This is a genomic window from Alloalcanivorax dieselolei B5, from assembly GCF_000300005.1.
Taxonomy (GTDB): Bacteria; Pseudomonadota; Gammaproteobacteria; order Pseudomonadales; family Alcanivoracaceae; genus Alloalcanivorax; species Alloalcanivorax dieselolei.
Genome location: NC_018691.1, coordinates 1,002,909 through 1,020,452, shown reverse-complemented (window position 1 = coordinate 1,020,452; position 17,544 = coordinate 1,002,909). Strand labels below are relative to the sequence as shown.

Genomic DNA, 17,544 nt, shown 5'->3' with positions numbered 1-17,544 from the left:
TCAAAATCATAAAACGAACACCCATAAACCACAGGGAAGGCTCAGGGGGATGTTCTACGACAAAAGCGTGGTGGCCCAGATCCTGGCTATCACCCGCCTTACACGTCTTACACGTTTGCACACCGCGGTGGAGTACTTCATTCGTGAACACGGCTTCCACTGCTATTTTTTTGTCATCAACAGCACGGTATCTCTGAATCAGTCCGAACCACTGCGCCTGCATAATCTGGCCGACGACTGGGTTCAACTTTACCGGGACGAGCACCTGATCAATACCGACCCGCTGGTCCACTATGCCCTGAACCATCAGTTACCCCTGGACTGGCGGTCCCTCATGACCCTGCCGGACTACGACACCGGCGAACAACGCCGCGTCATGATCCTGCGTGCCCACCACGGCATGGCCTCCGGCTGCACCGTTCCCCTGGCCATCGGCGGCCTGCATGCCCGTTTCAACCTGATCAGTGAACAAGACGGCGAGCGCGCCTGGGACCACGTTCATCAGTTCCTGCCCTATGCCCTGCTGCTCGGCAACGTGATCCTGGAACGCACTCGCACACTGCGCGGCCAGGATGGCACTACCACAGCACAACAACGTGAAGCCCATTGCGCCGAAGCGCTCAACAGCCGCGAACGGGAATGCCTGGTATGGGCCAGCGCCGGCCACACCAACAATGAAATCGGTCAACGCCTGGGCATCACCGAGCGCACCGTGGTCTACCACATCAGCAACGCCTGCCGGAAACTGCGCGCCCGCAACCGTCAGCATGCGGTGACCCGGGCGATTCTTTCCCGGCAATTGCCGTTGGAAGGACTGCCGGTGCAGTTTGATTCGCAGGGTGGCGGGGGCGACTGAAGCGGATACAGCGCCTCGGCTTACCCAGTGTGATCGGACCGATTGCTTCGGACGGGTATGGCTCTCTTTGTCTGTGGGCAGGGATACCCCATCGCTCATCGATCCGATGAGGCCCCTTTGCCCCCAGATTAGTTAATGCAAGCATCAACCAGGGTTTCCATGGATGACATGGTAGTGGAATCAAAGTAGGCATAGCCAGAAGGGAGAGGAGTTGTGCCACCAATCACTTCCTTGAACAAACCTCGAATCGCGCCCGGGTCCGGGTTATTTTCGGTGTAACCCAGCAAGTTGATAAACGCAACAATCGGATAAGCCTGAGTCAATTGGGCAGCCGGATCAATCATGGCCACGCAGCTCTCTTGCATAACCGGGTCGAGGGGCTGTGTAGTTGGCAAGCCACCCCAGGTGTTAGCACCAAGCACCCTGTCCACTAGAAGTTGCGAGGGCGATATCGTCAATAAGCTCGGCAGTGCCACGGGGTCAACGCCAGAAATGGTGAAATACTCCAACCCCGACGTTGTTGCAATAGTAGGGAAGCCGGCATAACCAATGCTCCCATAATTGGACTGCACCGTGGAAGTGATACCGACGTCACCACTGGCAGCGATAGCGTCATAATAGTTGGACACCCCTCCGACGGCAGCAGGAAAACTCTGACCCGTCTGAAAATGATTGCCTGGGATAGGCGTTCCATTCACCGTACGGCCATTACAGGTATCCGCAAGATAATGCGTTAATGCAACAGTGGCACCACTGTCATCGACTCGGTACACCACCACGATTGGCTGATTTGGCCAGGACGGGTTGATACTGTCCCAGTATTGGTAGATACCGGCATAAATACCGCAAACATCATCGGCGGAAAGATTCAGAGGCCCAGTACCCAGATTGAAAGACAGCCCCAAAGCCACGGCCAATGCCGGAGCCTGTACCAGATTATCACGATTGACCTGGTGACCATTTTGGAAGGTTACGATGTCATCCACACTGAGAGGTACCGCCGAAGACGAGAAGCCCGGGACAGGATTCAGATGGCTGAACCCCACCGGCACGGCCCCGTAATCACGGCAATCGCCATCAGCGGACCATCCCGAAGCCCCAAGAAAAACGCGTTTTCCTATACCGTTACCAGTTTGGCAGTAGGAAGCCGTGTGTGTTCCGGATAGCATTTCAAAAGTATCGAATATAGATCCAATACTGATAAACGATTGCACATATGGCGCCCCTGACATGGGATCAAACCCGGGAAACAGGGTGGTGTTAGTGGACAAACGGGACGATGGCGAAGTATAGGTAAAGTCTTCTCCAACGAAGGCGATAGCTGGTAATGACGCGCCGCCACCAACCAAATCAGTGGCCTGGGCATACAGAGGGGCCATGGAGAACGCCACAGCCATACTCAGTTTTACCAGATACTGTTTCATGATTAACCCCTTAAATTGTTTGTTTTATAGGTTTGTCGCTTATAAAAAGGGGCGCCCTCCTGGGGCGCCCCGCTCCGGTAGGTACCGGATATGATGCTTAGTTGATGCAGGTGCTGATGATGTTGGACACTGCAGTGGAGGCAACGCGAGCGTAGCCTACCGGCAGATCATAAACCGGCTCGCCGTTCTGATCACGAGTACCGTGAGTCACTTCGGTAAACAGCGCTTGAGTAGCCGCCGGATCGTTATTGTTTTCGGTGTAGGTCAGCAGGTTGGTGAAGGCGACGATCGGGTAGACCTGTTCCAGTTGGACGGCGGGATCCACCACGGCCAGACACTCTTGAGCCAAGCTCGAGTCCACGTCCTCAGGTTTCGGCAGACCAGTCACAGAATCATTGTCACCCAGAACCTTGTCGATCAGGATGTCGGAAGCGGCAACGTTGATGCTGCCACCATTCGCCGGATCGTGGCCTTCCACCAGGGCGTAAGCCAGACCCGGCTCAACTGCCACGTTGGAGAAGTTGGCGTAACCGATGGCACCCGGGGTGCCGGTTACGGCGTCGATCACACCACCATTACCGCTGCCACCCACATCACGACCGCCGTATACGGTCAAAGAGATAGCATCGCTATACAATTCCTGAGTAGTAAAGGTAGGGGCCAAGCCGCTGTTGCAGTTGGCCGCCAGATATTGACTGAAGGCGAAGGTGGTGCCACTGCCATCGGAACGATGAACCACCTTGATCTGCTGACTGGAAGGCACGCCCACATCGCTCCAAACGGTGGCGCTGCCGTCAAAGATGGCACAGACTTCGGCGGTGCTCAGATCGACATTGGTGATGGGATTGCCGGAGCCGTCCTGGATATTGATCGGCAGGCCCAGAAAAGCCCCCAGGGCCGGCACCTGAACCAGGTTGGTACGAGCAGCCTCATTACCATTCTGGAAGGTAACGATATCATCTGCGGTCAGAGGCGCGTCGGAACCGGCGAAATCCGGCAGAGCATCCAGGCCGCTGAAGCCTTCCGGAGAATCGCTGTAGTCCCGGCAATTACCGCTGGCGGACCAGCCAGAGGCACCCAACAGAACCCGCTTACCGGTGCTGCTGCCGGTCTGACAGTAAGAAGCGGTATGGCTCAGGTTATTTTGTTCAAAGACATCAAAAATGGAGTCGATACCCAGAGGGGCATCAAGGAAACCGGAACCAGGATTCAGGCCTGCATTGGTAGACAACCGAGCCTGGGGATCGGTCAGAGTGAAGTCTTCACCTACATAGGCCACAGCCGGCAGAGTGGCACCACCACCAACCAGATCAGTAGCGGAAGCGGCGAAAGGAGCGGAAGCGATAGCGGCAGCCAGGGCTGCCTTCTTGATCATAGCGTTCATAACAACAATACCCTCTTGATGTTTAATTCGATTGCAACGAAGCGCGGCGAACCGCATGAACCACATTAAAGAGAGCGTGTTTCCAAACCTTTTCACTTCAGGGAATATTGCCGGTCGCTCAGGCGACGTTTTCTTGTCACGGTTTTGTTGTTTCCCGCAGTTTGTAACCGGTTCTTCGTTCTCTTTTATGAACCCCGCTTGCATCCGGGGGTTGGGCACTGTCGATCTGGGAGGCCATGTGACAGAAGGTCATAAATCGGAGAAAAAGATTGCTGTGATCGGCAAAGAATGAAGACCGCTCTTGGGGGTGAATTCAGAGATTGCTACAAGGTGTCTGTAGGAGCTTGCCCTGCAAGCGAATTGGGCTCCCGAGGAAAGAGATTCGCTTGCAGGGCAAGCTCCTACAGCGGCTTCGTAGGTCGAGCGGGGAACAACAGATAGGTGATCGCTTTCGATCAGCGGCAAGCGCTACACCATGTTACCAACCAGCCGGGAACTGTCACTGGTGAGACCAAACAGCTTTCGAGACAGGATGGCCTTGGTGACCGCGTGTTGGCGATTGCGCGCATGGAGTTTTTCGCAGGCATGGTGAACGTGATACACCACGGTACGTTCGCTGATACCGAGCAGAGCACCGATTTCTGCGTTGGTCTTGCCTTCACTGGCCCAAAGCAGGCACTCCCGCTCCCGTTGAGTGAGCGGTGTGCCGCCATCGGGCTCCATCAGGTCGTCGTCTTCTTGCCGGGTCAGATCCCGGGTTTTATCGAGAAGGACCTGTCCCAATAAAGAGGCATAAGGCAAGTAGCGGCGAATACAGAGGTCCGCTTCCTCATCATCGTGATCACAGATCAGATCCAGCCTGGCCAGAATGCCATTGGCCTGGCTCAAGGGCACGGTGCAACCACTCAAAAGTCCGTGTTGAGCCCGGGCCGCCATGACGCGCAGACAACCTCGGTGCTGGTAGCCGGGCAAGGCCATGATCTGTTTCCAGTCCATGGGCAGAGTGCGGGTGGCAGCGTAATGAACGAGAGGGTCCTGATCCGGCTCTTTATCCATTACGGGCTTGCGGCCATTGGCCGGCAAATTATGCAAGGTGACCGGGTCGCGCCCTGTCAACGTATGCTGCCCGCGCAGCGAAAAATAATAATAGCGGAAGCCGTGCATCTGAATCAGATATGCGGTGGCGGCATGCAGGCGCGCCAGTGTGGTTACCCGGGTCATCGACAGTATCTGACTGGCCGCGTCACGGTCGTAGAACATCCTTGTGTCTCCTGGCAATGTCCCCGAAGCGGGCTTGCTCCGGGGATCAACCGAGATGATCAGCGCGATTTGAGTCCCTGACGCTCGGCGGGCGTCAACATACCTGTCTGGTTCGCCGACAACGGCCCCGCCCCCAACACTTCCACCACGCCCTCTCCAGACCGGGAGGCCGGGGCGGCACTGGTCCGGTCGCCTCCCGCTTCCAGACGTTCCTGGCCGTAACCGAGAATTTCCACGTTGATGATCGAGGGCTGCTGTTGCTGATAGCGCCGGCCGACCTGCTCCGCCGCTTGTACCGCACTGGAAGCGGCGTTGCTGGCGCTTGTCAGGGCGCCTACGTTCACCGCCGCCACCGCCGGCAAGCCGGTGGAATCCCCTTGCACCTGGATATTCTCCGCGTTCACCACCTGCAACGCCGCCACATTGATGCTGCCGGACACGCGGATGCCCGCCTCGCCAGCGTCAATCACGCCCAGCGGTGCGATCAGATCAATGTCTCCTGGCGGCACTTCCGGAATCGGCGCCAGAGTGGCGATGCCCGCGCCGGTACTTGGCACGGACGGCGATAGCGTCACATTACCCAGATCGTCATAAGTGCGGCGCGGCGGCGTGTACACCAGGGTGGTCTTGGCCCCGCGCCCGGCGTTGATGTCGCCAGCGTTGGACCAAGCGAAGATGTCGCCGCCGTAGGTGGTCATGATGCGGGACAGGCCCAACGCGATATCGCCCTGGCTGAACAGCTGAATATCGCCGCTGCCCTGGGTCATGATGCCGTTGTCGCCGCTTTCCGGGCGCACCGCTTCCAAGCCAATGATCAGGTCACCGCCGGGCACCAGCATCTGGATGTCGCCGCCGCCTTCGGTGCGCACCAAGCTGGAGTTCTCTCCGGTAATGTCCCCTGCCGCATTCCGCCGCTGGGTGGTGAACATGGTGAAGTCGCCGTTATAAGCCGAGGTGCCAGCCTCACTGTCCATCTCTGGCAACAGCGTCTCGATCATGCGGCGGCCACGCAGATAGCTGCCGTAGCGGTCACCGTCGGGGTCATTGTACTCCCGGCCGCCTTCACGCAGTTCGGCGTAATAAACTTCGCGCAGGAAGATACGCTGTTGCTCCGGCGTCAGGGCCAGGAAGTAGCTCAGAGCATCGGTGCCATCGAGCGCCGCGTCGCCGTATCGGGACAACAGCCAGGTTTCCAGCTCTTCCTCGTAGGTTTTGGCCACCTTGTCCGGCTGGTCCGCCAGGGCCAGGTCTGGGTCGGCCAGATTAGAGGGATCAAGATAGGCGTCGATGAGCGCCTGGTAATCCGGCCCCGCCTCTCCCATACCCACATTAATGACGATGTCCGCGCCGCCGCTGGGATCACTGGTTGCCAATTCCGTATGGGGGCCACGGCTGATCAGCTGGCCGCTGTCCGCCTGGTAGAAATTGCGCCCGGCGCTCAGTTCCAAAGTGCCCGCGCCCACCACCTGGGTATCGATATAAATCAGATCCCGGCCGGCCTGGATAATAGACACATCCGTATCGCTGTAGTGGCCCATGGCGGTAAGGCCGTTATTGCCATACCGCACGATATCCCGGCCAGCACGCACATGGGCCGGGCGACCGGCTTGGTTGATCAGCGACTGGGATCCTATCGGGCTGGTGTAATAGCCGTAGTACAACTGATAGATATCCCCCTCCCGGGCATAAAATCGGGCGGGAGAGACAGTGGAACCGAGCAGGTCCGGCTCGTAGGCCGACGACACCCCCAGGGTATAAATGGAATCCCCGGCCAGGAATTCCAGCCAGCCATCGGCGGTGGTTTCGGCTACCCAGTTCCTGACATTTGTACTGACGCCATTACTATTGCCGTAAATCGAACCCTCGGCGGCGATGGCGCTGAGCCGGCCCGGAGCCAAGCCCCCCGAGGTATCCCCCGACCCAACGCCCACATTGCCACCAGCGCTGAACAGGGAAGCCTCGGTTGTATCGGTCCATAGATCGACCCTGTTGACGCCGGGATCCTCCGGGTTAACGATCTGGTCCCCCAAGGTGTAGACCCGGGCCCGGGTATCGCCCAGCACCAGACGCAAGCCCCCATAGAGGTTGCGGTCGACTTGCAGTAATTCGTCGTCCGGTCGAGGGTCGGTGTTCGTGCTACTAACCAAATAAGTATTCCAGATCTGACCGATCGCACCGGCCTGCACCAGGACGTCGCCGCGCAGGTTGGTCACACTGCCATGTCCTTCGTCCATGGTGTCTTGGCGGGTATGATTAACGATGCCCCCCACCTCCAGGCGCAGATCGCCACCACCGTACTGCTGGCGCTCGCCGCCGGCGTTGACCCAGCCGGAAGAGGCCACCGCCAGGGACAGCCCGCCGAACAGGGTACCATCGGTCAACTGATCATAGACGCCGAAATCCCCGCCCACGGAAACGTCCAGGTTGCCACCGCCCAGGGTGCCGATACCGTCGAAGATCACCAGCTCACTGGCGTTGCCGTAACTGCCGGTATTGATCCACCAGGCCTCGGCGCCGCTCGCCGGGTCGCTCCAGGTCCAGAGCCAATCGGAAACCTCCTTCTTGGCCGTAGCGTCGCTGGTCTTGTAGTCATTACCCCTCATATCACGACCCACTCGCACCCGCACATTGCCGCCGCCCGTAGCGAAAGAGCCGGGTGTGGCTTCGGCAACACTCAGATAGGTGGGATCGTCTTCGTCCTCGGGGACGTAAGTATCACTGGGTAGAGTATCAGGATCTCTCTGGCGCTCGGGGGCGCCACTTGCCTCGGCCGCGGTGCCAGCGGTATAGATACCGAAGGGGGTTTCCTGAAGATAGTCGCGGGCGGCGATCAGTTCCAGATCGCCGCTGCCGGTGCGGATCACGCTGGTGCCCTGAAGGGGGTCACCGGCAAGGGCAAGACGGACCAGATAATCGTTGTCCAACACCAGATCACCGCCAATATTCCCGGTGGCGCGGGAATCGGCGGAATTCAGGTCGGCCCCGGCCACCAGCCGGATATCCCAGCTTTGGCTACCTTCCGGCAGCAGGGGCGCCACCGCCCAGATCGTCTGGGAAACTTCCTCGCTGGACTGGAAAGCACTTAGGCCGAAGCCTCTGGGTAATTCACTGCCCGCCGCCAGCACCTTATCCTTGCCGGACTCCAATACATCCTGAGGCCTTAGCCCCGCCAAGTCCGTACCAGCCGGAATAACCACTTCGTCCGTATAAAGGTTGGCGTTGGCACTAAAAACATTCCCCGACTTCACCGTCGAACCGACGGGTACGATAATACTGGTAACCAGGCTCCCAGCGGGAATCACCCCCGCGTAGACCGCTCCATTAGTATCCCTTACCGTCTCTCCTTCCGGTAAAAGAATGTCGGCCTCTAAAGTAGTATTGCGAACCGCCAATGTCCTGCCCGAAAGAACCACATCAACAGGCAATACCGTTCCACGAACCAGTGCAAGACGGCCAGTAACGGTAATATCAAATGACAAGGACCCGCCGTAGTTATACGCGGTGCCAAGATCCCAGCCAGCCTTCAGGGTCATGTCTTCAGGCAAGGCGTAGGTATCGGTGAGACGACCAGCACTGTCCAGCAAGCTTGGGTCCAACTCGATATCCAGATAGTAGCTACTGTCCGGCGTGTTCGGTGGCAAGTCAAAGCCATCCGTGACACTGCCATTGACTTCCAGATCGCCCCCAGCGCGCATCACGAACACACCGGCGGTGCCGCTACCGTACACGGCGTCATCCACACCTGGCCCATAACGATACTTGGCAAAGTTCACGTCACCGTCGATGCGCAGATTGCCACCCTCGGTGGCGGAGACGATCTCCACACCGGGGCGTAAAGAGAAAGCGTCGCCTGCGGCGGCTTTCAGGCTGGAGAGACGATCCTGTAAATCGTCGTTGTCCAGAGCCGCGTTGATAAAGTCCTTACTGTGCTCATGAACACCATCAAGACCATCCCAATGCGGATTTTCTTCCTCACCTTCAGGCACTTTCTCTTTCGTTTTATCCAACCAATCCTGGTCGACAACCTGGGTGTTTTTGTTCTCAGGATCGTTCGGAGCGTCGTCGTAGGTCCAGAAGCCGTTCACCGACACCCGCTTGGCGCCGGTGATGGTTAGCCCATTGCCCACGTCCACCGCCACATCGTTGCCGGTGGCCGACGCTTCGGTGGGCTCGCCCAGGCGGCGGGCATTCAGGTCGATGGTGCCACGGGCCTCGCCACCCGCGCCCACATCCAGCGTCACGTCATCACCCAGCACCAGACGGCCGTCCCGGCTGGTCAGGTTGATGATGGCCCGGTTGCTGCCCTCGATAGGGTCGCCATAACTGTCGACTTTCAGACTGTCGCCACTGGCATCCAGAGTCGACCCGTTGGTGACCCGCAGATCGTTGCCGGCGGCCAGGTAAATACTGCCGGCGTAGTCGCCGCCGGCGCGCAGGTTGCCGTCGACGATCAGGTCGCCACCGTTGGCGGTGGCCTCGATATGCTGTGCGCGGACTTCATCACCCAACGTCAGGTCGCCTTCATTGGTTTCGAAGCCGCGCAGGTAGTCAAAGCCGCCGTCGGTGAGGCGCTGATTGAGCGCCACGAAGCCAGGCAGGGTATTGGCCTTGATACGGATAGTGCCGCCTTCTCCCTCCCCTTCCGGATCCTCCTCTGGATTACGAGCGACCAGCTCACCGGCCAGGTCCACGGTACCGTTGACGGCGGTGGCTTCCAGTTTGCCGGCGTCGCTATAAGGCGCGGACACATCAATGCGGCTTCCCGCCGCCTGCTGGACATTGCCTTCAGCGCTTTCCAGGCTGATCGCGCCGCCGAAGCTGTATCGGGTGACATCGAAGAACTCCACCGCCCGGCCGGCCACGTTGATCAGGCTGCCGTCGGCCAGCAGTAGATCCTCAGTGGACTCGATGGCCACCTTGCCGCTGGGGGCGATAATGCTGCCTTCGACACGAACGCTGCTGCCTTCCAGGCTCAGTTGCGCGCCCAGGTCCAGGTTCACCGGATCCACGGCAGCGGCGTTGTCGGGGCGGCTCACCAAAAGGTTACCGCCTGTGCGATAGGCCATTTCAGATCCGGCCTGGCCGGTGAGCACCGGTGCACTCAGGGTCAGATTGCCACCGCTGAAGGTGTCGTCACTGTTCTTTTTCTGGTAAACCGACAGGTTGCTGTACAGATCGCTGCTGATACGGTCTCGGGCTTCGAAGGCAACATCGTTGAAACCGAGCATCAGACGTTCCAGGGTGGCATTGGCACTCTGGTCGCCCACCAGTCCATTGAAGCCGAACATTACTTCGTTGGCTTCCACCCGGAAAGCGCCCGTGCCCGTACCCGCGCCGCCGGCGATTACCTCGCCGGGCGCCACCGAGCCGGCTTCAAATTCCGCCGTCCCTTCGCGACCGGAGGTATACCCCAAACCGCTCCAGTTGAACTGATCGGTGCGGATGGTGACCGTGTCACCGGCATCACCAAGGCCGTAGATGGCCGGTCCGATAAAGCGCAGATTGGCCTGAGACTCACCACTGTCATCGTAGGTGTCCAGGGAGACCGAACCAATGAAATTGATCGACTCGGAGGCCTGCAGGCTGAGGCTTTCCAGGTCACCCAACGCCAGCAGACCGTCCAGGGTGGTTTGATTGAGCTGCCAGCCACCGGAGAGCACCCCCTGGGCCTCGGCCGCCGCCAGGGCGGCGTCCTCGCCGATATTGATGTCCTCCATGGACAGCAGCAGATCGCTGGCGGCCAGGCTGATATCACCGATCTCCAATCCGCCCGGGGCGGACAGGGCCAAGGTGCCCTCGCCGTACAAACCGGCGCCGTCCTCGATACGGATGGTGCCACTGCCACTGGCGGCGCCGAACTGCATCCGGTCGTTGCTCACCGTCAGCAGGGCCACATCAGCGCTCGGAGAAACAAGAAAACCGTTTTCGGCGCTCCAGCCGGCCTGGCCCCGACCACGGCTGTCGAGTACCGCGCCGGATTCCACCACCACCGCATCCTGCCCCGACCCGCCAATCAGCAGGGAACCGGCCCGCAAGGTGGCACCGGAACGAATCACTGTTTTGCCGGAGGCGTTGCTGGCCCAACGATTGATACCGACCCCCAGCACGGTGGCGCCGAGTTGGTTGAGATCTTCGTCCAGCAGGGTGATGTAGCCGCTGTCCTCCTCGTCACGCTCCCCGGTGGCTGAGACCACTTCCAGGTCGTTACCGTACAGCGCCACCATGCCGCCACGGCCGTCTTCCACCTGGGTGTTGCGCAACTCCCCGTTGAAGGAGAACACCCGGTCATCGCCGCTGGCGGCATTGCGGAAATCGAAGCTGAGCGGCCGCACATCTTCCGGCAACAAGGGGACCATTAGACGGGTGTCACCGAATTGCGCCAGCGTGTTCGCCACCCATTCACTCAAGGTGGTTTCGTTGTAGCTCCCGTAGCGGCGCACGGAGTCACCGGACATAACCGTGGCCCACAGGGGCGCCGAATCCGAGACCCCGCTCAGGCCGTTGACCGTGTTCACCGGAGCGCGATACAGACCCGCTGCCGGGCTGGCCACGATGCCCGTATCATACCGGGCCGTGTCGCCGCCCAACTCCACCCGGTAACCGCCAGGCATCAGGGCGTATTCCGCCGGCAACAGGGTATAGGTGCCCGCCGGCAGGCCGGGAACGCCATCGCCGATGGTGATCCGTTGTCCCACTTTGGAATGGCTTCCCAGGGCCGGGTCGAGAGGGGCCTGGCTGTCGCTCAAACCAGGTACGATGGCGTAGACTTGGGCATCAGCGTCACCCGCATGCCAGGGGGCGGCATTGGCCAGGGCGGTATTGAGAATATCCACGGAGCCGCCGCGCCCCGTGGTGAACCCCACGCCGCGCAGCTCGCCGCCGGCGCTGACGTCGATCACCGCGCCGTCCTCGGCCTCGAATGTAGCGGTGGCGAAATGGATGCCCGTGGCAGTGCGCTGATTCTGTTCGGTTCCTCTCTCCCCCAATTCGTCATAGCGAACCTCGGCGCCATTGTAGTAATAACTCTCCCCTTCCAGATAGCCGTAGGGCAGAACCAGACCGGTTGCGCTCACCGAGGTCAGGCTGCCTTGACGTAACAGCACGTCCATTTCCAGATTGCTAATGAACCGGGGCGTTATGCCGCCATAAAGGTCCGTGGGGTAATTCGCAAAGCCGCCCTGGTTCGCGGACGGACTCGCGAACGCGATGCCTCCCAGCGGAGCGTACAGCGCCCCCCCCTGATCGATGACGGGGGCCTCCATGGACAGGTAACCATAGACGGAAAGCGGCGACGCCTGCTCCCTCGCCCGCGCCTCGTCGTAGTAGCGGAAGCGCAGCGCCGCGTCCTCCAGCGGACCACCGTTGATGCCGACATCACCAAGCCCCACCCGGATGCGGTTACCGCTATGGGTGGTGGGGTACAGACGTTGGCTGATGAAAGTCAGCGCCTCCGTTGCCATCAGATCAGCGCCGGTGAGGCGGATATCCCCGGTGCTGGTCAGGGTGATATCGGCGAAGCCCGGCAATTCCACCGGGGTGGCGCCATTGGGGGTATCATGGCTGCCCCGGGCGCCGAAGGTCAGTACCCCTTCACCGAGATCAATCAGCGCCGCCTCGACGTTCAGGCTGCTGTCCCCCTCCGTAAGCGGCGCATTGTTGTCGAATTGTAGATAGGGGCGAACTCCCGGATCATTTCCTCCCAAGCCGGTAGGTTCATTCACCCGCCCAGCCAAATGCACATGAGGCGCGGCCAGCCGCACCTGCCTGGCGGCATGATCGGGGGTGGCCAGGGTGACGGCGGTGAGCGACAGGCTGCCGCCCAGCGCCAGGTCCACGTCGCCATCGAACAGAATAGCGTCCCGGGCCCACAGGCTCAGGTGGTCGATGCCCGAATCCTGCAAAGCGTCAACGGAGAAGCGGGCCTGGCCATAGGCCAGATTTTCTTCGTCGTAACCGGAGCCGGTATCCGCCTGGGTGAGGGTGATATTACGCAGTACCGAAGCCTCTTCGGTGGCTTGAGAGGTGGTGGTCAGCGTACCTTCCAGCAGCACCTCCAGACCGCCCCCCGATGCGTTCGCGCCACCGGCGTCGGCCCGCAGTTCGCCATCGAAATAGATCCCGGAATTGGAACGCATGGCCAGGGAGCCACCATCACTGGCCACCGTGGTGGCAGTGGGCTGCCCCAGGTCCAGGCCGGCACTGGCGCCGGACACATCGATCAGCGCGCCTTCGCGCACCACCACGAACAGATTACTGGTGTCGTACAGATTGGTATCACCGAAGTCCTCGGGCGCCTCCGCCCCCAGTACCACCTCGCCGCCATCCAGCACGACTCCATAGTTGCGATCCCGGGCATCCGTAGCCGTATAGGCCAGACCGGAGGCATCCAGCACCGCGTTTTCGCCGATCTCGATCCGTGCTTCCGGTCCGCTCGCGGGTACTCTGCTCAGCAGGGAGGAAAGCACCTGGATGGTGCCCCCTTGCGCCCGCAGTGTTCCGTCCACGGTCAGTTGATTACGGCCGGAAAGCAACAGCGACTCTCCCGGGTCCACCTCCAGGCGAGCGCCCTCTGCCACCGTGATGGCCCCGCCCAGGCCATTGAGATCGGAGCGCAGGGACAGACTGGCTCCACCACGTTGTTTCAGTTCGCGGCCAAGGGGATCTTCCAGGAAAAGAGGCGGCAACCACAGTTCCAGAGCATGGTCATACGAGGCGGCCTGAAAGGAACCATCGGCCAGACGCAGCACTGGCATGGTGGCTTCCACCTCGGTGCCCTCGCTGACCAACACACCGTTATGGCCGTTAATATCGTAGCTGGAAAAACCGCGCTGGAAGTCGCTTTCTTCAAGGATCAGCGTTTTTTTCACCGCCACATCCATATCAAAAACCGTGCCCGCCTCGATAACCCGCCCGGCATTCAGCACCAGGTCCCAGGGCAGTGCGCTACCCGTCGCCAGGGTTGCCTGATGCGCTTCGACGGGCAAACCATCGGGAAAGGCGTCCGCCGGAATGACGTAGTCGGCGGGCAAGGTTCCAACGGACAAAGTCAATGTCGAGCCTGCCGGGATCGGGTCTCCCGCCGAGGCGACCTTATTTCCATCGTAAAGAACCTGAAAACCGGTCGCCGCTTCCGGCACCACCCAGTCCGCCGCCAGGGTAACGGGATTATCGGACAACGTAGGCGTCGTATTTCCAAAGGCCTCACCCGGTCGCGCGACGGTTCGCAAGTAGTTGTAGTCGAATGGCAGTCTGCTGCCCTCCGTCAAAATCAGATCGTCCAGCAGCGTCAGATCAAAAGGAACCTCTTCGCCCGCCTGCAGCAAACCGTTGCTCTGCAGCCCGCCATCGCCGATCACCACCGCCTGCCCGGTCTCCAATATCAGCTCGCCACCGCCGGCGACCCCGTAGCTGCGCAGTTCTCCGTCCAGTACCAAGGTACCACCACCAGGCCCACCGGAACTGCTGCTACTATTGATCGGCGAATTCGCGCTCAATGTGACATCACCGCCACGTCCTCCCAGCAATTCTCCATCCGCCTTCAAGGCTGCCCCGGAAGACACATCGACCAGGCTGCCTTCCGCCAAAGTCACATCCTGGGTGCCTTCGATGGTGACATCACCGCCATCCACATAGGCCTGCTTCCAGTTCTCACCGCTTTCCAACAGGCCATTGCGCCACAGGCCACGGGCGTCCAACTGGCCGTTTTCGGTCAGACGTAATTCGCTGTTTCCATCCTCATCCGTGAAAGCGATTCGGGTCGCTGAGTTGACGCCTTCCGGCGTCAGCATGTTGGTCAACGTGATGTCCCCGCCCCGGGCGGTGACGGCGGCATCCACCGCCACCTGTCCGGACACCAGACGCAACCGGCCACCCTCGGCCAGCGTCAAATCATTCTCCACCGAGATGCTGCCGCCGGACACCAGATCCAGGCCACCGAGGCGTTGCTCATTCAAACGACCGGCGTCCAGCCAAACGGTGTTGAGCCGTTCGCTGAGGTCGGATTCCAGGGTGAGCTGTTCGCTGATGTCGTCGAAATCGCCGATGCGAATGTCGCTGTCGTAGGCGTTTTCCAGGCCGTACTGGCCATATTGCCCCACCGCCAGGCGGCCGCGGCGGGCCACCCGGTTCTGCGCTTGCTGGTAGCTGTCCCGCCCGGCGTCCTGGGCCTGGTTCTGGCGCTCGCCCTGGAACACTTCGGCAACGATGTCGCCCTCCAGCACGGCGGTGGGGGCGTTGATGATCAGGGTGCCGGCGTCACGGCCCACGGTGTAGCCGTTTTCCAACTGACGTGGCGGCGCGATCAGCGGGCTGCGCCAGGCGTCGGTCTGGCCCCAGCGCTCGCTGACCCGTTCATAGCCTTGGTACAGGCCGGTGTAGAGCATGCTCGCCGGGGCGTTGGAGGCGTCGTAAAGTTTGCCGTCGGCGCCTTTAAGCCAGGTTTTGGCGACGTAGCCGGTCTGCACATCAAGGGTACCGCCGGACAGGTTCACCGACGAGCCGGTCTGGGTAACCACTTCACTGCCGCCGAGCAGCACGGTGCCGCCCGCCGCCGACCATTCCCCGATACCGTGGCCCTGGGTATCCAGGTAGCCGCTCACTTCCAGCAGGCCGCCGGCGGTGTACCAGCGGTCCTCCGTATAGCCGCCGGTACCGGCGGGCACGAAGATCAGGTTGCGGCGGTCGACCCAGACATCACCGTTATTAAGCCCGCCGTTATCGCGGTTGTCCGGCGAGTCCCGTTGATCATTGCCCTGCACGTTGATCAGGACGTTGTTGGATTCCATCGCCACTTTCACGCCCACGGAACCAGACACATCCAGCTCCGATCCCGCGTTCAGGTGGGTGCGGCGGCCGGCGTCCACGGCGATCTGGCCGCCGGTGGCCAGGGTCAGGGAATCCTGCTCGAACACCACGTCGCCGCCGGAGACGATTTCCACCCGGGACTGGTCGCGGCGGTCGGACATCAGGCCGATGTTGTCAAAGGCGCCGGTGATCATGTCATCGCGCAAGGCGTCCATCTCGGCGGACTGCCTGATCAGGGTGTCGCGCTGATTGTCCAGGGCGGTCTCGCCATCGTCCTCAATCACCACCGTGGTCACTGCGCCGTTGCCCAGGGTCACCTTGCCTTCGGCGTCGCTGGCCGAGTTGAGCAGATGAACGGTACCCCGGGTGTTCACCGTGGTGGTGGCCATGGCCACGCCCTGTTGGCGCACGTCATGACCGGTGAGGGTGATGTCCCCTTCCCGCGCCACGATCAGGCCTTCATTGGTGACGGTGCCGGCGTCGCTGCCGGCTTCCCAGGTGCTGGCCACTTCGTTGCCACGGGTGGTGGAGGCCTGGTTGGCTTCGGTGCCCGCGCCCTTGCGGATGTAGAAATCCTCACCGGCGGCCAGGGTGGTCTGGCCCCGGCGGGTAGTGATTTCCCCGGCGTTGTTCACCTCCCGGCCCATCAGCAGCACATAGCCGCCGCCCTGGGTCACCGATTCCGGTTCGTGGGTGGTGATGCGGGCGCCGGCGTCCACCGTCACGTTGCCGGCGGCGTCGGTGAAGGTGGGCTGGGAGCCGTTGGTGTCGATGTACAGGCCGCGTTCGGTGAATTGTTCGTCGCTGATGTCGGCGGCGGCGGCCACCAGGTTGCGTACGTTGACCTGACTTGAGCCGCTGAACACCACACCGTTGCGGTTGACGATCATCACCGTGCCGTCGCCCTGGATCCGGCCCTGGATCTGGCTGGGGCGAGCGTTCGGGTCGTTGACCCGGTTCAGCGCCGCCCAGTTGGCCTGCTGATCGAAGTCCACGGTGGTGTCGCGGCCGACGTTGAAGGTCTCCCAGTTGAGGATGGCCTTGTCGGCGGTTTGTTCGATGCTGACGGTGGTGTGGCCGTCCTTGGTGGTCTGGGTCGGGTCCTTGGCGCCCCGCCAATCGGCGGTGTCCGGGTTCACATCGACCTTGAGGCCACCTTCACCGAGGCCGTTGGGAATGTTCGACGCGGCCTGTTGGGCGGCCCTGCGAGCCGCTTCCTGAGCCGCTCTCTGGGCGGCCACGGCAGCGGCGGTGCGGCCGAGGTTGTTGATCGAGTGTTGCAGTTGTTCGCGGGCGCGCTGCTGCTGTGACAGCGGCGGCGGTGTCCCCACGCCGTTACCCGGGCGCGGTTGCGCGGTGCCGGAACGCATGGCACTGAACCATTCGGCACTGAACGGGCGTGAACCGGCGTCGGCCTGCCCGGCGCCCACCGCCAGAATCGAGGCCACGGCCAGAGCCAGCGGCTTGCGGGAAATCACGGAACGTACCGGAGTGCGACGGGCCGGTCTGGTGTTTTTCATCAGCATGAAATAGGCGCTCTCAACAACGACTGTGAACGACCGCCAAGATGACGCTGGCGCACGCGACAGGCGCGCCCCGCATCCCTGGACGTTACCGACAGCGGCCACGACACAACCCCAACGGCCCCCGACGCGGCATCGGCTCCAGCGTGAACGGTCTTTGTGAGAAAGATGATCGGCCCGCCCCACGACCGCCGTTTTTTCACGGAAAGTTCATCAAGGGGCACAATCCAGGCAGTGTCGGGTTCTACAGTGAACGACACGGATTTGACATACAGAGCCTGCATGGTGGAGCAC

The 17,544-nt window shown here is 61.1% G+C and carries 6 protein-coding genes; 2 read left to right on the top strand and 4 right to left on the bottom strand.

Features of this window, described 5'->3' with window-relative positions; translation table 11 throughout:
• The first annotated feature begins 49 nt into the window (after window positions 1-49).
• Window positions 50-856 (top strand): LuxR family transcriptional regulator, encoded by an 807-nt coding sequence (locus tag B5T_RS04645; protein ID WP_014993309.1) that lies wholly within the window; start codon window positions 50-52, stop codon window positions 854-856.
• A gap of 128 nt (window positions 857-984) precedes the next feature.
• Here the strand turns inward: B5T_RS04645 and B5T_RS04640 are convergent, their stop codons facing one another.
• Together B5T_RS04640 and B5T_RS04635 are read right to left on the bottom strand one after the other, a co-directional pair.
• On the bottom strand, window positions 985-2,280 hold the full coding sequence (locus B5T_RS04640; protein ID WP_014993308.1) for a substrate-binding domain-containing protein: 1,296 nt from the start codon (window positions 2,278-2,280) through the stop codon (window positions 985-987).
• Window positions 2,281-2,377: 97 nt separating this feature from the next.
• Window positions 2,378-3,664: a PstS family phosphate ABC transporter substrate-binding protein gene (locus B5T_RS04635; RefSeq protein ID WP_041716861.1), complete on the bottom strand. Its 1,287-nt coding sequence runs from the start codon at window positions 3,662-3,664 to the stop codon at window positions 2,378-2,380.
• Between the two features lie 55 nt (window positions 3,665-3,719).
• Here B5T_RS04635 and B5T_RS23350 point away from each other — a divergent pair, with 55 nt between their 5' ends.
• Window positions 3,720-3,956 (top strand): hypothetical protein, encoded by a 237-nt coding sequence (locus tag B5T_RS23350; RefSeq protein WP_167321201.1) that lies wholly within the window; start codon window positions 3,720-3,722, stop codon window positions 3,954-3,956.
• A 176-nt stretch (window positions 3,957-4,132) separates the two neighbouring features.
• On the opposite strand, the gene B5T_RS04630 is transcribed toward B5T_RS23350, so the two are convergent.
• Both B5T_RS04630 and B5T_RS04625 read right to left on the bottom strand, forming a co-directional pair.
• Window positions 4,133-4,924: a LuxR family transcriptional regulator gene (locus tag B5T_RS04630; protein ID WP_014993306.1), complete on the bottom strand. Its 792-nt coding sequence runs from the start codon at window positions 4,922-4,924 to the stop codon at window positions 4,133-4,135.
• 59 nt (window positions 4,925-4,983) lie between these two features.
• The gene (locus B5T_RS04625) at window positions 4,984-17,253 is read right to left on the bottom strand and encodes a filamentous hemagglutinin family protein (protein ID WP_014993305.1); all 12,270 of its coding nucleotides are present in this window, start codon (window positions 17,251-17,253) and stop codon (window positions 4,984-4,986) included.
• Window positions 17,254-17,544: the final 291 nt, after the last annotated feature.